Source organism: Chitinibacter bivalviorum (assembly GCF_013403565.1).
In the GTDB taxonomy this organism is placed as follows: domain Bacteria; phylum Pseudomonadota; class Gammaproteobacteria; order Burkholderiales; family Chitinibacteraceae; genus Chitinibacter; species Chitinibacter bivalviorum.
This window is the reverse complement of the sequence record NZ_CP058627.1, coordinates 1,877,193-1,896,898: the sequence shown is the minus strand read 5'-3', so window position 1 is coordinate 1,896,898 and position 19,706 is coordinate 1,877,193. Positions and strand designations below refer to the sequence as shown.

Genomic DNA, 19,706 nt, shown 5'->3' with positions numbered 1-19,706 from the left:
CGCTAGATTAGCCGAATTTACCAGTGATGTAGTCTTCTGTCGCTTTGACTGTTGGCGAAGTGAAAATCGTGTCTGTTTCACCCATTTCAATCATTTCACCGAGATACATGTAGGCCGTATAGTCAGAAATACGCGCAGCCTGTTGCATATTGTGCGTCACGATGGCGATGGTGTAGTCTTTTTTCAGCTCATGAACCAGCTCTTCGACGTGCGCGGTAGAGATTGGGTCTAGGGCAGAGGTCGGCTCATCCAGCAGCAATACTTCTGGTTTTACCGCCACAGCACGTGCAATGCACAAACGCTGTTGCTGACCACCAGACAGACCCAAACCAGATTGTTTGAGTTTGTCTTTGACTTCATTCCACAATGCTGCTTTCGACAGTGCCCACTCAACTCGATCGTCCATCTCAGATTTAGACAGGCTTTCATAGAGCTTTACGCCGAAAGCCACATTGTCATAAATCGACATCGGAAATGGCGTCGGCTTTTGGAAAACCATGCCGACCTTCGCGCGCAGCATATTCAAATCGATGCCCGAGCGAAGGATATTTTCACCGTTCAGCAAAATTTCGCCTTCGGCGCGCAATTTTGGGTAAAGATCGTACATGCGGTTAAAAGTGCGCAATAGCGTCGATTTGCCGCAGCCAGATGGGCCAATAAATGCGGTGACTTTGCCTTCACGGATATCAAGATTAATGTTTTTCAGCGCATGAAAATTGCCGTAGTAAAAATTCAGATTTTTTACGGCTAAAGTGGCTTTGTGTTGAGAAGTCATGATCAATTAATCCAAATCTAATTAATGTTGTTTTGGCTGGCGTAGCATCACGCGAGCAATAATGTTCAGGCTCAATACAAACAAGCCAATCAACAATGCACCTGCCCAAGCGAGGGTGTGCCAATCTTCATACGGGCTCATCGCAAACTGGAAAATCACCACTGGCAAGTTGGCCATCGGCTGATTCATGTTTGAGTAGAATTGGTTATTCAGTGCGGTAAACAGCAGTGGTGCCGTTTCACCCAAGATGCGAGCAACTGCGAGCAAGATGCCCGTTGCAACACCCGCCTTAGCGGCACGCAGCGTAACAAAAAGAACCATCTTCCATTTTGGTGCGCCCAAAGCGTAGGCTGCTTCACGCATCGCTGAAGGCACCAATTTGAGCATGTTTTCGGTCGTACGCAATACCACTGGAATTACCAGTAAAGACAGCGCTAAACCACCTGCCCAGCCTGAAAAGTGCTCAACTTGAGCGACGTACAATTGGAAAATGAACAGGCCGATCACAATTGAAGGTGCGGCCAGTAAAATATCATTAATAAATCGCGTCGCAGGCGCAAGCCAACCACGGCTGCCAAACTCGGCAAGATAAGTACCAGCCAGAATACCAATCGGCGTACCTACTGCCACGCCGACGAGTGACATTTGCAAGCTACCTAAGATGGCATTAGACAAACCACCGGCGCTACCCGGCGCGGGTGTGGTTTTGGTAAATAGGTCTAGGCCTAGGCCTGGAATGCCATTGCTAAACAGGGTGTGCAAAATCCAGAATAGCCAGAACAAGCCAAAAGCCATGGCGAGCATCGAAATGCTCAGGCTGATGAAATTAATTAAACGACGACGTGCATACAAATTCATGATCATTCCTTAGGAGTGAGCGCCTTCATTGCGTTGCAATTGCAACAGCAAGAGTTTGGACAGAACCAATACGAAAAAGGTGATCACAAACAACAAGAGCCCCAGCTCAATCAACGATGAGGTGTAAAGTTCGCCGTGCGCTTCGGTGAATTCATTAGCCAATGTGGCAGAAATCGTCGTTGCAGGCTCGAACAGCGAAGGCATGATTTGTTGAGCATTACCGATCACAAAAGTCACGGCCATTGTTTCACCAAGTGCGCGACCGAGCCCGAGCATGACACCGCCGACAATCCCGTTTTTGGTGTATGGAACCACGACGTTCCAAACGACCTCCCAAGTGGTTGAGCCTAGGCCATATGCTGATTCTTTCAGCATTGGAGGAACCACTTCAAAGACATCACGCATCACGGATGAAATAAAAGGAATTACCATGATGGCCAAAATCAAAGAGGCGGTGAACATGCCAATACCCATCGGCGGGCCATCAAACAGCGTGCCAAGAAATGGAATGCCAGCGGTTGCAGATGTCAGCCAAGGCTGAACATGATCGGCAAACAACGGCGCGAAAACGAACAAACCCCACATGCCATAAATAATTGATGGAACACCGGCAAGCAATTCAATCGCGACACCCAATGGGCGACGCAGCCAGACCGGAGAGAGCTCAGTTAAGAAAATAGCAATACCAAATGAGATTGGCACTGCAAAGAGCAGGGCGATAAATGACGACATCAATGTACCGCGAATAGAAGGCCAAGCACCGAATTGTTCGGTTACAGGGTTCCAGTCGCTGGAGGTAATAAAGCCGAAACCAAATGCTTTGATGCTAGGTAACGCGCCATATATGAGCGATATGATGATGCCGCTTAAAACGGCGAGTACAAAAAATGCAAAAAAGCGGGTGGTGCCAACAAAAATAGCGTCTTGAAGGCGCTGAATTTTCATTCGCTTATTTAGTTCGGACATCAAAAGTTCTCCACTGCACGGCTACAACATGTAAACACCCAACCAGTCGTTGAACTGGTTGGGTGTAATGGCCAGACGATTTGTTCGCGGGCGAATTATCGCATGGCTGTCAGCATTATTTCCAAATCTTGTTTGCACCGTCGGTGATTTGTGCAGTCCAGTTTGCTTTGATCATGTTAACCACTGAATCAGGCATTGGGATGTAGTCAAGATCAAGTGCTGTTGCATCGCCGTTAGCGTAAGCCCAATCGAAGAACTTCAATACTTCAGCCGCTTGTTTAGCATTGTCTTGCTTTTTGTACATCAAAATGAATGTGGCACTAGCAATTGGCCATGAAGTTTTGCCTGGTGCATTTGTCATCACCAGATACATGCCTGGAGCTGATTTCCAATCTGCGCCAGCAGCAGCGGCTTTGAATGATTCTTCAGACGGTTCAACCATTGCACCTTCTTTGTTTTGCAATTGAGTGTGAATCATCTTGTTTTGTTTCGCATAAGCGAACTCTACGTAGCCGATCGAGCCTTTAATGCGCTGAACGTAGTTGGCAACACCTTCATTGCCTTTACCGCCCACGCCCGCTGGCCATTGAACTGAGGTGTTAGAGCCTACTTTTTCTTTCCACTCTGGAGATACTTTAGACAAGTAGTCAGTGAACAAGAATGTAGTACCTGAGCCATCTGAACGACGAACTACAGTGATGTTTTGATCCGGCAAAGCAACGCCAGCATTCAAAGCAGTCAAAGCGGGGTCATTCCATTTTTTGATTTTACCCAAGTAGATGTCAGCTAATACTTGGTTGCTAAGTTTAACTTGACCAGGTTTAACGCCAGGAACGTTGATTACAGGAACAACGCCACCCACTACAGTTGGGAATTGCAATAAGCCTGATTTATCCAGCTCTTCAGGTTTCAGCGGCATATCTGATGCACCGAAATCAACAGTTTTAGCTTGGATCTGCTTGATGCCGCCACCTGAACCGATGGATTGGTAATTTAAGCCAATGCCAGTTTTAGCTTTGTACTGCTCGGCCCATTTAGCATACAGTGGGTATGGAAATGTTGCGCCAGCGCCAGTGATGTCCGCTGCGATTGCATGAGTAAAGAGGCCTGCCAACAAGCCAGCGCTAACGATCAATTTACGAGCCAAAGTCATGCTAAAAATCTCCAAAATAAATCTGTGAGTTAATTCGATAGGACGCATCGTAAATGATCAATGTTTCGGAAATATTACAACTTTATTTTCCGTCCCGATTCAATAGTTAAAACAAGGTTTGACGGTCTATTGCTGGGGTTGTTACCATCACGCCCTAAGTTTGCGTAGGAGTGTTGTGCATGGCCAAGCAGATGGTGATCGGTAATTGGAAGTTGCACGGCAGTATCGGGCAGCTAAAGTCGGTGCTCGGTGAGGTGGCCCAGGCAAAACTGGATGCAAATGTGGGTGTCTGCGTGCCGACGCCTTATATTATGTTGGCAAAGCAGATTTTGCAGCATACCCATGTGCAGTGTGGCGCTCAAGACGTTAGCCAATACCATATAGGGCCATATACTGGGGAGGTTTCCTCGGGGATGTTGGCGGATGTGGGCTGTGAAATGGTAATTGTAGGGCATTCTGAGCGTCGGCGATTGTTTGGTGAAACCACCGAGCAGGCTGGAGTAAAACTGCGCTCTGTGCTCGATGCAGGCTTGTTTGGCGTGTATTGTGTTGGTGAATCCGCAGAGGAGCGTCGCCAAGGTAATGCAGAAAAGGTGGTGGCTACGCAGCTCGAAGTGTTGCGCGGTTTGCCAATAGGATTGTTTGCGGTGGCTTATGAGCCTTCGTGGGCGGTAGGTAGTGGTGTTGTAGCTTCAGGTGCGCAAATTTCACCCATGCATGTGTTGATCAAAGAGCATCTTGATGAACGGGTTAAGGTGCTGTATGGCGGAAGTGTGAAGTCTGGTAACGCTGCTGAAATTTTAGCGGTTGATCATGTGGATGGTGTTTTGGTGGGCGGTGCAGCGCTCTCGGCCTTCGAATTTGTCGAGATTTGCAAAGCGGCACGCTGATTGGTACAATTCACGCCGCCATAGGAATGGGAAAAAATGGACTTTATTACTAGTTTAGTGCTGATCTTGAATGTGATTGCTGCCTTGGCGGTGATTGTTTTGGTGTTGATGCAGCATGGTAAAGGTGCTGATATGGGCGCCGCGTTTGGTAGTGGCTCTGCTGGCAGTGTCTTTGGTTCGTCAGGATCTGCGAACTTTTTGAGTCGATCAACTGCTGTTTGTGCCGCAGTGTTTTTTATTTCTTCTATGGCTTTGGTGTTGTTGACCGCGCCGAAGTCTCACAAAAACGATCTGGGTGTTATGTCTGGTGCTAAGCCTGCTGCAGCCGCTTCTCAGGCTGCAGGTCAAAAAATACCTGATTGATTGTGAAGTGTTTAAATTTAAGCCTACATCTCGATGTGGGCTTATAAGTAATATCTAGCTTGGCGTTGGCTTGCTCAAGTTATTTATATAAAAAAAAGCAGTAACTAATGCTGCTATTCTGTCTTTTTGTATTACTTCTGAACTGGGGATTTTCATGCTGCAAGACTATTTCCCCATCCTGCTTTTCCTGTTTGTTGGTTTGCTAGTGGGCGTTGCTCCGTTGGTGCTCGGCTTCGGGATTGGTAAGGTCTTGGGAACGGTTCGGCCAGATTCGGCAAAATTATCACCTTACGAGTGCGGATTTGAAGCATTCGAAGATGCGCGTATGCAGTTTGATGTGCGTTATTACTTGGTGGCGATTCTGTTTATTCTGTTCGATTTGGAAGTCGCGTTTTTGGTTCCTTGGGCTGTTGTGCTCAAAGAATTGGGTATGTTCGGCTTTGTATCGATGATGATATTCCTGGCCATTCTGGTGGTCGGCTTCGTCTACGAATGGATGAAGGGTGCACTGGAGTGGGAGTGAGATAAATGGAAGCTCAAAGTCTCGAAAAAGGGTTTGTTACCACCACGGTTGATGCAGTTGTTAACTGGACACGCACTGGCTCTTTGTGGCCAATGACGTTCGGTTTGGCTTGCTGTGCTGTGGAGATGATGCATGCGGGTGCGGCGCGTTACGACTTGGATCGTTTCGGTATCGTATTTCGTCCGTCACCTCGTCAATCCGATTTGATGATTGTTGCGGGTACCCTCTGCAACAAAATGGCGCCAGCATTGCGCAAGGTTTACGATCAAATGCCTGAGCCTCGTTGGGCGATTTCAATGGGCTCCTGTGCGAATGGCGGTGGTTATTATCACTATTCGTATTCAGTAGTTCGTGGCTGTGATCGTATTGTTCCAATCGATATTTATGTGCCGGGCTGTCCACCGACAGCTGAAGCGCTGTTGTACGGTTTGATACAGTTGCAAAACAAAATCAAACATACCAACTCTATCGCGCGTTCTTGAGGTGAGCCATGGCAAATAAGCTAGAAACACTGATTGAAAGCTTGCGCACTGTTTTGGGTGAGGCAAAAATTGCTTCACTGAAAAATGCGCTGGGCGAAGTAACAATCGAAGTGCCTGCCGTGCATTGGCCTGAAGTGGCTTTGCAATTGCGTGATGACGCCAGTTTGCATTTTGAGCAATTGGTTGATGCCTGTGGCGTTGACTATAGCGAATACAAAGATGGTGCGTGGGAAGGTCAGCGCTTTGCTGTTGTCTACCACTTGCTATCGTATAAGCACAACGTGCGCCTGCGGGTTCGCGTATTCTGTACGGATGATGCCTTCCCTCTGATTAACTCAGTGGTTGATGTTTGGCCTGCGATTAACTGGTTTGAACGCGAAGCATTTGATCTGTTTGGTATCGTTTTCCAAGGGCATCCAGACTTGCGCCGCATTTTGACTGACTATGGTTTTGTTGGTCATCCTTTCCGCAAAGACTTCCCGCTATCGGGTTACGTAGAAATGCGTTATGACCCAGAGCAAGCACGTGTTGTTTACCAGCCTGTAACCATCGATCCGCGTGAAATTACACCGCGCATTATTCGCGAGGAGAACTACGGTGGCTGCTGAAATCCGTAATTACACCTTAAACTTTGGTCCACAGCACCCTGCTGCGCACGGCGTTTTGCGCTTGGTGTTGGAGTTGGATGGTGAGGTCGTTGAACGTGCCGATCCGCATATCGGTTTGTTGCATCGCGCGACTGAAAAACTAGCTGAACACAAAACGTATATCCAATCATTGCCATACATGGATCGTCTTGACTACGTATCGATGATGTCAAACGAGCATGCTTATTGCATGGCAATTGAAAAATTGCTCGGCTTGGAAGTGCCTATTCGTGCTCAGTATATTCGTGTGATGTTCGATGAAATCACACGTGTATTGAATCACTTGATGTGGATTGGTGCGCACGGTCTGGACTGTGGGGCCATGACAATCTTCTTGTACGCTTTCCGTGAGCGTGAAGATTTGATGGATTGCTATGAGGCTGTATCAGGTGCTCGTATGCATGCGGCTTACTATCGTCCAGGTGGCGTTTATCGCGATCTGCCCGATGAAATGCCACAGTATCAGGCTTCTAAAGTTCGAAATGCCGCTGCGATTAAAGACTTGAACAAGAACCGCCAAGGTAGCTTGCTCGACTTTATCGAAGACTTCACAAACCGCTTCCCAACTTACATTGATGAGTACGAAACACTGCTCACCGATAACCGTATCTGGAAACAGCGTACTGTAGGTATTGGTGTTGTCGATGCTGAGCGTGCAAAAGCAATTGGTTTTACTGGTGCAATGTTGCGCGGTTCAGGTGTTGAGTGGGATTTGCGTAAAACTCAGCCTTATGAAGTTTACGATCAATTGGATTTTGATATTCCAGTTGGTAAAACAGGCGATTGCTATGATCGTTATTTGGTACGTGTTGAAGAGATGCGTCAATCAAATAGCTTGATCAAACAATGCGTGGCATGGCTGAAAGCTAATCCAGGCCCAGTGATTACAGATAATCACAAGGTTGCACCTCCTTCACGCGAAGCGATGAAGGAAAACATGGAAGAATTGATTCACCACTTCAAGTTGTTCACTGAAGGTATGCATGTGCCGGAAGGTGAAGCATATGCAGCAGTAGAGCATCCTAAAGGTGAATTTGGTATCTACATGATTTCTGATGGTGCAAATAAACCATACCGACTGAAAATCCGTGCGCCAGGTTATGTGCATTTGTCAGCGTTAGACGAAATGGCGCGTGGCCATATGATTTCTGACGTGGTGGCAATCATTGGTACACAAGATATTGTATTCGGGGAGATTGACCGCTGATGTCTACAAACAATCTGACTACCAACAATATTCTCTCTGCCGAGTCTTTGGCGCAGATTGATCGTGAGGTGGCCAAATACCCCGCTGATCAAGCTCGTTCTGCGGTCATGGGCGCCTTGCGTATTGCTCAAGTAGAAAAACGCTATCTGACAAACGATATGATTGAGTTCATTGCTAATTACCTTGGTATCGCCCCAATGATGGCGTACGAAGTGGCAACGTTCTACAACATGTACGATATGAAGCCAGTCGGTAAACATAAGCTGACTGTGTGTACCAATTTGCCCTGTGCTTTATCGGGCGGTTACACGACGGCGAATTACCTGAAGCAAAAGCTGGGTATTGATTTTAATGAAACGACGGCTGATGGCAAGTTCACTTTGAAAGAAGGTGAGTGCATGGGGGCCTGTGGTTATGCGCCAGTAATGCTGGTCAATAATCACAGCATGTGTAATCACATGACACCTGAAGCCATCGACAAAAAACTGGCGGAGCTTGAATAATGACCGTCTATGTAAAAGGCGTTGTGTTTGAGAACGTCAATTTTGAAGATCCAAACTGCTGGCGCTTAGAAGAGTACGTCAAGCGCGGTGGCTATGCCGCACTAAAAAAAATCATCAATGACAAAATCACACAGGATGACATCATTGCTGATATGAAAACATCAGGCTTGCGTGGCCGTGGTGGTGCGGGCTTCCCGACAGGCTTGAAATGGTCATTTATGCCCCGTAGTTTTCCGGGGCAAAAATACCTAGTCTGCAACACGGATGAAGGTGAGCCAGGTACTTTTAAAGACCTCGATATTATGGTCTACAACCCACATGCTTTGATTGAAGGCATGATTATTGGCGGATACGCCATGGGTATTACCGTAGGTTACAACTATATCCACGGTGAAGTCTTTGAGGCATATCAACGCTTTGAAGAAGCACTGGAAGAAGCCCGTGCAGCAGGTTTCTTGGGCGACAATATTTTAGGCTCGGATTTCTGTTTCCAATTGCATGGTCACCATGGTTATGGTGCTTATATCTGCGGTGAAGAAACGGCTTTGCTTGAATCACTGGAAGGCAAAAAAGGCCAACCACGCTTTAAGCCTCCCTTTCCTGCGTCTTACGGTTTATATGGCAAGCCAACCACGATTAACAACACTGAAACTTTTGCATCAGTGCCATACATTATTCGTGAAGGCGGTCAGAAATTCCTTGAACTGGGTAAGCCAAACAATGGCGGTACTAAGTTGTTCTCGGTTTCTGGTCACGTTAATCGTCCAGGTAACTACGAAATTCCATTGGGCACGCCATTCTCAGAATTGCTAGAGATGTGTGGCGGTATGCGTGACGGCAAGAAACTCAAAGCAGTTATTCCTGGTGGTTCATCTGCCCCAGTTTTGCCTGCCGATGTGATGATGCAATGCACTATGGATTATGACTCAATTGCTAAAGCCGGCTCGATGTTGGGCTCTGGTGCGGTAATTGTGATGGATGAAACAGTTTGTATGGTGAGCGCTTTGGAGCGTTTGTCGTATTTCTATCACGAAGAATCATGCGGTCAATGTACTCCATGTCGTGAAGGAACAGGCTGGTTGTATCGTGTAGTGCACCGCATCGCAAAAGGCGAAGGCCGCCCAGAAGACCTCGATTTGCTGTCACGCGTTGGTGACAATATCGCTGGTCGCACAATTTGTGCCTTGGGTGATGCTGCTGTGTTCCCTGTGCGTGGAATGTTGAAACACTTCCGCCATGAATTCGAAGATTTGATCAATAAAGCACAAAAAGCGAAAGGTCTGTAATTTCGCGCTGTATTAGTCGAGTTTTCTTTTGAATTATTGCCTTTGAATCGAGTCGAGCATGCTGGAAATCGAAATCGACGGTAAAAAATTGACAGTCCCTGGTGGTAGCACTGTGATGGACGCAGCCAATTCAATTGGTGTGCATATCCCTCATTTTTGCTATCACAAAAAACTCTCAATTGCCGCAAACTGCCGTATGTGCCTTGTTCAGGTTGAAAAAGCACCTAAGCCTTTACCGGCCTGTGCCACACCTGTAACGGATGGTATGAAAGTATTTACCCATTCTGATCAAGCGGTCACCGCTCAGAAAGGGGTTATGGAGTTTCTGCTGATCAACCACCCACTTGATTGCCCAATTTGCGATCAAGGTGGTGAGTGTCAGTTGCAAGATTTGGCTGTAGGTTATGGCCAATCGGGCTCGGACTATGCCGAAGAAAAACGCGTTGTTGCCAATAAAGATCTTGGTCCATTGATTTCAACGGATATGACGCGCTGCATTCATTGCAGCCGCTGCGTTCGCTTTACTGAAGAAATCGCAGGTTTCCAAGAGCTCGGTATGGCTAACCGCGGTGAATTTACCGAAGTGATGCCATTCATTGGCAAAACGGTTAATTCTGAAATCTCTGGCAACGTGATTGATTTGTGTCCGGTTGGCGCTTTAACCAGCAAGCCATTCCGCTACACCGCGCGTACTTGGGAATTATCTCGCCGTAAATCAGTCGGTGCGCACGATGGCTTGGGTTCTAACTTGGTCGTTCAAGTGAAGAACAACAAAGTAATGCGTGTGTTGCCGCTGGAAAACGAAGCGATTAACGAATGCTGGTTGTCTGACCGCGATCGTTACTCATACGAAGCTTTGAACAGCCAAGAACGTCTGACCAAGCCAATGATTAAGCAAGGTGGCGTTTGGCAACAAGCTGATTGGCAAACTGCGCTTGAATACGTTGCTAATGGCTTGAAACAAGTCGTTGCCGAGCACGGTAAAGACAGTGTTGCTGCAGTTGCTTCTGCTAACAGTACCGTTGAAGAATTGTTCACGTTGCGCAAGCTGATGGCTGGTTTAGGTGTTGAAGCAGTTCAAGCCTTTGCGCGCAATGCTGACTTCTCGGTGAAAACCCAAGGTGCTAAATGGCTTGGCCAATCACTGGAAGAGTTGTCGCAAAACGAGGCAGTTCTGATCGTTGGTTCAACGGTTCGTAAAGAACAGCCTTTGCTGGCACAGCGTCTGCGTCAAGCAGTGAAAAAAGGCATGGCCTTGTCACTGGTGAATGCGCATGCTGATGACCTGCTGACTAAGTTGGCTGGCGAAGTCATTGTTCGCCCAGATCAATTGGTTGAAGGCTTGTTGCAAGTTGTTAAAGCGGTGGTTGAGCTCAAATCAGTTGCTGCGCCTGCTGGTATCGATTTGTCTAACGTAGTCGTTAGCGACGCTGCACGCGCAATTGCAAATAGCTTTGAAGGCAAAGTAAAAGCGGCTGTCTTGCTAGGCAATATCGCTCAAACATCGGCGCGTTACGCTGAAATCTACGCTGCTGCTGCTGCATTGTCTGCCTTAACTGGCGCTAAGTTGGGTGTTCCTGCGGTTGCCGCCAATAGCGTAGGTGCAGAACTGATCGGCGCTGATGTTGGTGGTAACGTTTTTGCTTCGGCTAAAAAAGCTTATGTATTTGTTGGTGTTGAGCCTGAATACGATGTGCACAACGGTGCACAAGCATTGGCTGCAGCAAAACAAGCTGAAATGGTTGTTGTGATGTCTGCGTTCCAAAGCTGTGCGATGGATTACGCTGATGTCTTGCTGCCAATCTCTCCATTCACTGAAACGTCAGGTACGTTTGTGAATATGGAAGGTAAAGCACAAAGCTTTAACGGCGTAGTTCGCCCATTGGGTGAAACACGTCCGGCTTGGAAGGTCTTCCGCGTGTTGGGTAATGTCTTGGGCTTTAACGGCTTTGACTACAACTCGTCCGAAGAAATCCGCGATGAAGCACTAGCTGGCGATACCGCTGCTCGCTTGAACAATACTTTGACTTCATCTGTTGCGGTTTCTGCCAAGTCAGCACAAGGTCTGGTACGTTTGGGTGAAGTGCCTGTTTACCAAGGCGATGCAATCGTTCGTCGTGCTCCAAGCTTGCAAGCAACTGCTGATGCAGCTTTGGCAACTACAGTTCGCCTCAATGCTGCAACCATCGCTAAGCTTGGCCTTGTTGATGGCGGCAAAGCTTTCGTTAAACAAGGGCAGGGCAGTGCTGAGCTGACAGTGAAGCTTGACGCTGGCTTGCCTGACGACGTCGTGCGTGTTGCAACTTCTCATTCGCTAACTCGTGATTTGGGCGAGATGGTGGGTGCTGTTGAAGTACTCAAAGGATAAGGGGGTAGATAATGGAATTTCTACAAAACATCCTCGCTGGGTACTTGAGCGCAGAAACTGCACATCAAGTGGCATTCCTGGTTTGGACTTTGCTGAAGATCGTTTTGATCGTTGCGCCGATTATGGGGGCAGTCGCTTACCTGACTTTGGCCGAGCGTAAAGTAATTGGTTATATGCAGATTCGTATCGGCCCTAACCGGGTCGGTCCGTTTGGTTTGCTGCAGCCAATCGCTGACGGCGTGAAGCTGTTGCTTAAAGAGATCATTGCACCAAGCGCAGCCGATAAGAAATTGTTCTTCTTGGCGCCAGTGATGGTATTGGTCCCTGCGCTAGCTGCATGGGCAGTTGTACCGTTTTACCCTGGGTATGTATTGGCTGATGTTAACGTAGGTTTGCTCTACGTAATGGCCATTACATCAATGGGCGTTTACGGTGTGATCTTGGCCGGTTGGGCGTCTAACTCGAAATACGCGTTCTTGGGTGGTATGCGTGCTGCGGCTCAGGTGATTTCGTACGAGTTGGCCATGGGCTTTGCGCTCGTTGGTGTGATCATGGTGTCGGGCAGCTTGAACCTAACGAAAATCGTTGAGCAGCAAGCGTCTGGCATGATGGGCGGCTCGATCCTGTCTTGGAACTTGATTCCACTGTTGCCACTATTCGTTGTGTACTTCATCGCAGGTGTTGCCGAGACTAATCGCGCACCATTTGACGTAACCGAAGGTGAGTCTGAGATCGTTGCTGGTCACATGGTTGAATACTCAGGTATGAGTTTCGCGCTGTTCTTCTTGGCTGAATACGCCAATATGATCTTGATTTCGGCAATGGCATCGGTGATGTTCTTGGGCGGTTGGTTGTCTCCGTTCCCTGCGTCTATCCCGGTACTCGGCGCTGCAAGCCCACTGTGGTGGGTATTGAAAGTAGCTTTCTTGCTGTTCTGCTTCTTGTGGTTCCGCGCTACTTTCCCACGTTATCGCTACGACCAACTGATGCGTCTGGGCTGGAAAATCTTCATCCCAGTGACCTTGGTGTGGATTATCGTGGTCGGTGCTTGGATGCAGACCCCTTGGTCGATCTGGTAAGAAGAAAAGGACAGAGACCGTGGAAAAAATTTCGTATTTCTTTAAGACCTTCTTGCTATGGGAGTTGGTGCTCGGCCTTAAATTAACTGGCCGTCACTTTTTCCAGCGCAAGATCACCGTGCAGTTTCCGGACGAAAAAACGCCTTACAGCCCACGTTTCCGTGGTTTGCATGCGCAGCGTCGTTACGCCAATGGTGAAGAGCGTTGTATTGCTTGTAAATTGTGTGAAGCAGTTTGCCCGGCAATGGCAATTACGATCGAATCAGAAGCGCGTGAAGACGACAAAACTCGTCGTACTAGCCGCTATGATATCGACCTGACAAAGTGTATTTTCTGTGGTTTCTGCGAAGAAGCCTGTCCAGTTGATGCCATTGTTGAAACACATATTTATGAATATCACGGTGAAAAACGTGGCGATTTGTATTACACCAAGCCAATGCTATTGGCAGTTGGTGATAAATACGAAAAAGAAATCGCTGAACGTAAAGCTGCTGATGCTAAATACCGCTAAGGATTCAGAGCTATGGATATGAGTTTAGCGATTTTTTATGTCTTTGCTGCCGTATTGGTCTTTGCTGCATTCCGCGTGATTACAGCGAAAAATCCAGTACATGCAGTGCTGTACTTAGTGCTTTCGTTCTTTAATAGCGCCGTTCTTTGGATGCTGATGAAGGCCGAATTCTTGGCGGTGTCTCTGATTGTGATTTATGTCGGGGCAGTGATGGTGCTGTTCCTGTTTGTGGTCATGATGTTGGATATCAATTTCGAAGCTTTGCGCAAAAGCTTTTGGAAGTTTTTGCCTGTTGCCGGTACGGTCGCAGCAATTATGCTGGCCGAAATGGTGATGATTTTGACTCATCGCTATGCAAAAATTGGCAATGTAGTTGAGCCTTCATTTAATACAGCATCTGCTGAAGTATTGGGTAAATTGATTTACACCCAGTATTTCTTGCCATTCCAATTGTCAGCGGTGCTGCTATTGGTGGGTATGGTTGCAGCGATTGCCTTGACTTTGCGTAAGCGTAAAAACACCAAATACATTAATCCGGGTCATCAAATCCGTGTTAAGCGTGAAGATCGTGTGCGCATGGTAAAAATGCAATCTGAACCTAAATTCGTAGCTGATGAAACATCAGCCGATGACAACAAGCCTGCGGCATAAGGGAGACGATGGTGCTTACGCTTACACATTACCTCGTACTTGGCGCAATTATGTTTGCTGTCAGTGTATTTGGCATTTTCATGAACCGAAAGAATCTGATCGTATTGCTAATGGCAATCGAGTTGATGCTTCTATCGGTGAATATGAATTTCATCGCGTTTTCGCAGTTTTTAGGCGATACCGCGGGTCAGATTTTCGTCTTCTTTATCCTTACCGTGGCCGCAGCTGAATCAGCAATCGGCTTGGCGATCTTGGTTGTTCTGTTCCGTAATATTCGGTCGATCAACGTCGAAGATCTGGATAGTCTGAAGGGTTAAACCGGACAACATTAAATCGGACAATAATACCAATGGACATGAAATCGATTTATCTGCTGATCCCGCTTGCGCCGCTTGCCGGTGCGCTGATTGCTGGCCTGTTTGGCTGGCTAATCGGTCGCCGCGCAGCACACTGCGTAACAATTGCGGGTGTTGCCACTGCATTTGGCTTATCAGCTTACGTACTGAATTATTTGCTCAATGGTGGCGAATCTTTCAATGGCACGGTTTATACCTGGCTCACCGTCAATGGCGTTGATCTAAATGTCGGCTTCTTGGTCGACAATTTGACTGCCATGATGATGTGTGTGGTGACATTTGTATCGTTGATGGTGCACTTATACACCATCGGCTATATGCATGAAGATCCAGGCTATCAACGTTTCTTTAGCTATATTTCCTTGTTTACCTTCTCAATGTTGATGCTTGTTATGAGCAACAACTTTGTTCAGCTGTTCTTCGGCTGGGAAGCAGTGGGCTTGGTGTCATACCTCTTGATTGGCTTCTGGTTTAAGCGTCCAACCGCAACATTTGCCAATTTGAAAGCCTTCTTGGTTAATCGTGTAGGTGACTTTGGTTTTCTGCTCGGGATTGGTTTGGTGTTGGCGCATTTTGGCTCGCTTGATTATGCCGAAGTATTTGCTAAAGCCCCTGAGTTGAAAGATGCGACGGTGACTCTGTTCCCAGGCGCTACTTGGTCTTTGATGACTGTGACGTGCATCTTGCTGTTCATTGGCGCGATGGGTAAATCGGCACAGTTCCCATTGCACGTGTGGCTGCCAGATTCGATGGAAGGTCCTACGCCGATTTCCGCTCTGATTCACGCGGCGACGATGGTTACTGCAGGTATCTTTATGGTATCTCGCATGTCACCTTTGTTCGAAATGTCTGAAACGGCGTTGAATTTCGTCTTGGTGATTGGTGCTATTACTGCGCTGTTTATGGGCTTCTTGGGTATTATCCAAAACGATATTAAACGCGTGGTGGCCTACTCAACATTGTCTCAGCTCGGTTATATGACTGTTGCTTTGGGCGCTTCGGCTTACTCAGTTGCGGTGTTCCACTTGATGACGCACGCTTTCTTTAAAGCATTGTTGTTCCTTGGTGCCGGCTCAGTGATCATGGGTATGCATCACGACCAAGACATCCGTAATATGGGTGGCTTGCGTAAATACATGCCTATCACATGGATTACGTCGTTACTTGGTTCTTTGGCTTTGATTGGTACACCGTTCCTTTCAGGTTTTTACTCGAAAGATTCAATTATTGAAGCGGTACATGCGTCACACTTGCCAGGTGCTGGTTTTGCATACTTTGCAGTTGTTGCAGGTGTATTTGTAACAGCGTTCTATTCATTCCGTATGTACTTCTTGGTATTCCACGGTAAAGAGCAGTGGATGCAAAAAGGGCATGGACATGATCACGCTCATGACGATCATTCGCATGATGAAGATGAACATCATCATGGCCTCGGTCCAAATGACAAGCCGCATGAAAGCCCTTGGGTTGTGACTTTACCTTTGGTGTTGCTGGCAATCCCATCGGTATTGATTGGCTATTTTGCTATCGAGCCTATGCTCTACGGTAACTTCTTTGAAGGCGTGATTTTTGTAAATCATGAATTGCATCCAGCAATGGAAGTAATGAAAGAAGAATTCCATGGCGCTGTTGGCATGGCATTGCATAGCTTAAGCACTCTGCCGTTCTGGTTGGCTTTAGGCGGTGTTGTGACTGCTTATGTGTTCTACATGGTTAAACCTGCAATTCCTGCAGCTCTTGATCGATTCTTTACCTCAATTGGTATCAAGAAATTGCTCGAAGAGAAATACTATATGGATCACTTGTACATCAATGTGTTTGCCGCTGGTGGACGTGCATTGGGTACTGTGTTGTGGAAAGTGGGTGATACCCTGCTGATTGATGGTTTAGTTGTGAACGGTACGGCTAAATTGGTTGGATTGTTCTCTAATCTGACTCGTCGTATTCAAAGCGGCTATATCTATCACTACGCTTTTGCCATGATCCTCGGCGCATTGTTGCTGCTGACGATTTGGTTGGGTGGTTTACTGCAAGTGCAGTAATCAGTGGGTTCACTGATTGCCAGATTTAATAATTAATAAGTAGGTTAACTATGACGGGTAATCTCCTCAGCCTTGCGATCTGGATGCCAATTTTGGCAGGCTTGATCGTGCTCGCAACAGGAAGCGATAAAAATGCTCCTGCTGCGCGCTGGCTGGCGCTCATTGGCGCTTTGGCCTCTTTCCTCGTAACGATTCCACTGTATACCGGTTTCGATACATTCCATGGCGGTATGCAGTTTGAAGAGCTGAAACCTTGGATTCAGAGCTTAAATATTAACTATCACTTGGGCGTTGACGGTTTGTCGATGTTCTTTGTGATTTTGAATAGTTTTACTACTTTGATGGTGGTATTGGCTGGCTGGCAAGTCATTGAAAAGCGTGTAGCGCAATACATGGCTGCATTCTTGATTATGTCTGGCTTGATTAATGGCGCTTTCGTAGCTCTAGATGCGATTTTGTTCTACGTATTCTTTGAAGCCATGTTGATCCCGATGTACCTGATTATTGGTATTTGGGGTGGTCCTCGTCGTGTGTACGCATCGGTGAAGTTCTTCTTGTACACCTTGATGGGTTCATTGCTGACATTGGTTGCCTTCATTTATCTCTACTACCAGTCTGGTGGTAGCTTCGAGATTGCAGAATATCATCGTCTGCCACTGGGCATGGCTGCGCAAACTATGTTGCTGGTTGCTTTCTTCTTCGCGTTTGCGGTGAAAGTGCCTATGTGGCCAGTGCATACATGGTTGCCTGATGCACACGTTGAAGCGCCTACAGGCGGTTCGATGGTGCTTGCTGCGATTACTTTGAAGCTCGGTGCATACGGTTTTCTGCGATTTGCATTGCCAATTGCACCAGATGCCTCACGGGAGTATGCCTGGGTATTCGTTGCTTTATCACTAGTTGCAGTCGTATACATCGGTATGGTTGCCTTGGTGCAAACTGATATGAAGAAATTGGTGGCTTACTCATCAATTTCCCATATGGGCTTCGTATCACTCGGCTTCTTTATGTTTGGCGGTGTTGGCGGTAATCAATTGAATGCTTGGGCGGTTGAAGGTGCCCTGGTACAGATGATTTCGCATGGTTTTGTTTCCGCTGCAATGTTCTTCTGTATCGGTGTGATGTATGACCGTGTCCATAGTCGTAAGATTGCCGATTACGGTGGTGTTGCGAACAAGATGCCAATTTTTGCTGCATTCATGATGCTGTTTGCCATGGCTAACTCTGGTTTGCCTGCAACATCAGGTTTTGCTGGCGAGTTTATGGTTGTGCTGGGCGCCGTACAGGTTAATTTCTGGTACGCCGTTGCTGCAGCAACAACTCTGATCTTCGGTGCGGCATATACCTTGTGGATGTATAAACGTGTCATTTTCGGCGATGTTGCTAACGACAATGTGGCGGAGCTGAAAGATGTGAATGCACGCGAATTCTTGGTTTTGGCGATTTTAGCCATTGCAGTATTGGGTATGGGTTTGTTCCCCAAACCATTTACTGATGTGATGCACCAGTCGGTGAACGATCTGATCTGGCATGTTTCACAATCCAAGCTCCACTAATAATCGACTATAACAGTAGGCTAGAACCATGACCTGGACCAGTCTTAATCCATGGGTGGCAACGCCAGAGATCTTTTTGCTCTGTGCGGTATGTGCCATCCTGCTGATTGATTTATTTATCAGTGATGCAAAACGCAGCGTCACCTATGTATTAACTTTGCTCACATTGGGTGTGACTGCCGCCTTGGTCGTTAGTGGCCACGAACCGCAAGCACGCCTGGGTTTTAGCAATTCATTTCTGGCCGATGCACTTTCTGATTATGCAAAATTGGGCATGATCTTGGGTGTAGCATTAGTTCTCATTTATGGCCGCTCATATGCGAAAGCTCGCGGTTTATTTCGCGGTGAGCTGTTTACCTTGGCGCTGTTTTCCCTATTAGGGATGATGGTGATGGCATCTGCAATTAATTTCCTGACTTTGTATGTCGGTCTGGAATTGATGTCGTTGTCTATCTATGCCATGGTTGCACTAAATCGTGAATCTTTTGCATCGACTGAAGCGGCGATGAAGTACTTTGTGCTTGGTGCTTTGGCGTCTGGTATGTTGCTGTACGGTATGTCAATGCTATACGGTGCAACGGGTTCATTGGATGTCTTTACCATTGCTCATGCGATTCAAGCGGGTACAGCTAATAATTTATTGGTTGTGTTTGGTTTGGTATTTGTAGTTACCGGTCTTGGCTTTAAGTTTGGTGCTGTGCCATTCCATATGTGGGTGCCAGACGTTTACCAAGGTGCACCAACACCAATGTCTCAGTTGATTTCAACTGCGCCTAAAGTAGCCGTATTCGTATTTACTCTGCGTGTATTGGCGCAAGCTTTAGAGGGTTTTGCACCTGACTGGCGTGGCATGTTGATGATCTTGGCTGTCTTGTCTATCGGCTTGGGCAATTTAACTGCAATTGCGCAAACCAATATCAAGCGTATGTTTGGTTATTCAACCATTTCCCATATGGGTTTTGTATTGCTTGGTTTGTTGGTTGCAACACCGAACGGTTATGCCGCTTCATTCTTCTATGTGATCAGCTATGTGTTAATGGGCGCGGCAGGTTTTGGTGTCTTAATGCTCTTATCTCGTGAGGGTTTTGAAGCAGACCAGATTAGTGATCTGAAAGGGTTGAATCAGCGTAGCCCATGGTTTGCATTGATGATGCTGTTTACCATGTTCTCGATGGCTGGTATTCCAGTGTTTTTGGGCTTCTTTGCTAAGTTGTCGATCTTGAAAGAAATCGTCAATATGCAAATGGTTTGGTTGGCTGTATTTGCGGTTATCTTCTCATTAATTGGCGCTTTCTATTACTTGCGTATTGTGAAGGTAATGTACTTTGATGACGCAGAAACAGATGCGCCCTTGAGTGCGTGTATTGATATGAAAGTAGTTCTTTCTATCAATTGCTTGCTATTGCTCGTGCTTGGTTTAATGCCAAACAGCTTGATGTCTGTGCTGACTGAAGCTGTTCAGCGCTCTATTCCAGCTGCTTTCTAATAAG

The 19,706-nt window shown here is 47.0% G+C and carries 20 protein-coding genes; 16 read left to right on the top strand and 4 right to left on the bottom strand.

The genetic code is table 11. The annotated features are described in order from the left end of the window. Nucleotides 1-7 precede the first annotated feature (7 nt). The 4 genes from pstB to pstS form a co-directional block, all read right to left on the bottom strand. On the bottom strand, nucleotides 8-775 hold the full coding sequence (gene pstB, locus HQ393_RS08945) for a phosphate ABC transporter ATP-binding protein PstB (RefSeq protein ID WP_179354877.1): 768 nt from the start codon (nucleotides 773-775) through the stop codon (nucleotides 8-10). Nucleotides 776-796: 21 nt separating this feature from the next. After that, nucleotides 797-1,633, bottom strand: coding sequence for a phosphate ABC transporter permease PstA (gene pstA / locus HQ393_RS08940; protein WP_218871108.1), 837 nt, complete (start codon nucleotides 1,631-1,633; stop codon nucleotides 797-799). Between the two features lie 9 nt (nucleotides 1,634-1,642). Continuing rightward, nucleotides 1,643-2,599 carry a phosphate ABC transporter permease subunit PstC gene (gene pstC / locus HQ393_RS08935; RefSeq protein ID WP_179354875.1) on the bottom strand — a complete coding sequence of 319 codons (957 nt, stop codon included), beginning with the start codon at nucleotides 2,597-2,599 and terminating at the stop codon, nucleotides 1,643-1,645. Between the two features lie 115 nt (nucleotides 2,600-2,714). Continuing rightward, nucleotides 2,715-3,752, bottom strand: coding sequence for a phosphate ABC transporter substrate-binding protein PstS (pstS, locus tag HQ393_RS08930; protein ID WP_179354874.1), 1,038 nt, complete (start codon nucleotides 3,750-3,752; stop codon nucleotides 2,715-2,717). 179 nt (nucleotides 3,753-3,931) lie between these two features. Here pstS and tpiA point away from each other — a divergent pair, with 179 nt between their 5' ends. The 16 genes from tpiA (at nucleotide 3,932) to nuoN (ending at nucleotide 19,702) form a co-directional block, all read left to right on the top strand. Then, the gene (tpiA, locus tag HQ393_RS08925; protein WP_179354873.1) at nucleotides 3,932-4,642 is read left to right on the top strand and encodes a triose-phosphate isomerase; all 711 of its coding nucleotides are present in this window, start codon (nucleotides 3,932-3,934) and stop codon (nucleotides 4,640-4,642) included. A 36-nt stretch (nucleotides 4,643-4,678) separates the two neighbouring features. Then, nucleotides 4,679-5,005: a preprotein translocase subunit SecG gene (secG, locus tag HQ393_RS08920; RefSeq protein WP_179354872.1), complete on the top strand. Its 327-nt coding sequence runs from the start codon at nucleotides 4,679-4,681 to the stop codon at nucleotides 5,003-5,005. Between the two features lie 154 nt (nucleotides 5,006-5,159). Continuing rightward, nucleotides 5,160-5,528 carry an NADH-quinone oxidoreductase subunit A gene (gene ndhC / locus HQ393_RS08915; protein ID WP_179354871.1) on the top strand — a complete coding sequence of 123 codons (369 nt, stop codon included), beginning with the start codon at nucleotides 5,160-5,162 and terminating at the stop codon, nucleotides 5,526-5,528. A 5-nt stretch (nucleotides 5,529-5,533) separates the two neighbouring features. Next, on the top strand, nucleotides 5,534-6,010 hold the full coding sequence (locus HQ393_RS08910; protein WP_179354870.1) for a NuoB/complex I 20 kDa subunit family protein: 477 nt from the start codon (nucleotides 5,534-5,536) through the stop codon (nucleotides 6,008-6,010). An 8-nt stretch (nucleotides 6,011-6,018) separates the two neighbouring features. After that, complete coding sequence (locus HQ393_RS08905) at nucleotides 6,019-6,618, top strand: NADH-quinone oxidoreductase subunit C (protein WP_179354869.1); 600 nt, start codon at nucleotides 6,019-6,021, stop codon at nucleotides 6,616-6,618. Beyond that, nucleotides 6,608-7,864, top strand: coding sequence for an NADH-quinone oxidoreductase subunit D (locus HQ393_RS08900; RefSeq protein ID WP_179354868.1), 1,257 nt, complete (start codon nucleotides 6,608-6,610; stop codon nucleotides 7,862-7,864). Before HQ393_RS08905 ends, HQ393_RS08900 begins: the two co-directional genes overlap by 11 nt. A gap of 29 nt (nucleotides 7,865-7,893) precedes the next feature. Next, nucleotides 7,894-8,367, top strand: coding sequence for an NADH-quinone oxidoreductase subunit NuoE (gene nuoE / locus HQ393_RS08895; RefSeq protein WP_179358453.1), 474 nt, complete (start codon nucleotides 7,894-7,896; stop codon nucleotides 8,365-8,367). Next, nucleotides 8,367-9,653 (top strand): NADH-quinone oxidoreductase subunit NuoF, encoded by a 1,287-nt coding sequence (gene nuoF, locus HQ393_RS08890; protein ID WP_179354867.1) that lies wholly within the window; start codon nucleotides 8,367-8,369, stop codon nucleotides 9,651-9,653. Before nuoE ends, nuoF begins: the two co-directional genes overlap by 1 nt. Nucleotides 9,654-9,711: 58 nt before the next feature. After that, nucleotides 9,712-12,021 (top strand): NADH-quinone oxidoreductase subunit NuoG, encoded by a 2,310-nt coding sequence (nuoG, locus tag HQ393_RS08885; RefSeq protein ID WP_179354866.1) that lies wholly within the window; start codon nucleotides 9,712-9,714, stop codon nucleotides 12,019-12,021. 8 nt (nucleotides 12,022-12,029) lie between these two features. Next, nucleotides 12,030-13,100: an NADH-quinone oxidoreductase subunit NuoH gene (gene nuoH, locus HQ393_RS08880; RefSeq protein WP_373976715.1), complete on the top strand. Its 1,071-nt coding sequence runs from the start codon at nucleotides 12,030-12,032 to the stop codon at nucleotides 13,098-13,100. 19 nt (nucleotides 13,101-13,119) lie between these two features. Beyond that, entirely contained in the window at nucleotides 13,120-13,611 is a 492-nt protein-coding gene (gene nuoI, locus HQ393_RS08875; protein ID WP_157314108.1) for an NADH-quinone oxidoreductase subunit NuoI, read from the top strand. 12 nt (nucleotides 13,612-13,623) lie between these two features. Beyond that, nucleotides 13,624-14,262, top strand: coding sequence for an NADH-quinone oxidoreductase subunit J (locus HQ393_RS08870; protein ID WP_179354864.1), 639 nt, complete (start codon nucleotides 13,624-13,626; stop codon nucleotides 14,260-14,262). An 11-nt stretch (nucleotides 14,263-14,273) separates the two neighbouring features. Then, the gene (gene nuoK / locus HQ393_RS08865; protein ID WP_179354863.1) at nucleotides 14,274-14,579 is read left to right on the top strand and encodes an NADH-quinone oxidoreductase subunit NuoK; all 306 of its coding nucleotides are present in this window, start codon (nucleotides 14,274-14,276) and stop codon (nucleotides 14,577-14,579) included. A 32-nt stretch (nucleotides 14,580-14,611) separates the two neighbouring features. Next, nucleotides 14,612-16,660: an NADH-quinone oxidoreductase subunit L gene (nuoL, locus tag HQ393_RS08860; protein ID WP_179354862.1), complete on the top strand. Its 2,049-nt coding sequence runs from the start codon at nucleotides 14,612-14,614 to the stop codon at nucleotides 16,658-16,660. A 50-nt stretch (nucleotides 16,661-16,710) separates the two neighbouring features. After that, nucleotides 16,711-18,216: an NADH-quinone oxidoreductase subunit M gene (locus HQ393_RS08855; protein ID WP_179354861.1), complete on the top strand. Its 1,506-nt coding sequence runs from the start codon at nucleotides 16,711-16,713 to the stop codon at nucleotides 18,214-18,216. A gap of 28 nt (nucleotides 18,217-18,244) precedes the next feature. Further along, nucleotides 18,245-19,702, top strand: coding sequence for an NADH-quinone oxidoreductase subunit NuoN (gene nuoN, locus HQ393_RS08850; RefSeq protein WP_179354860.1), 1,458 nt, complete (start codon nucleotides 18,245-18,247; stop codon nucleotides 19,700-19,702). The last annotated feature ends 4 nt before the right edge of the window (nucleotides 19,703-19,706 follow it).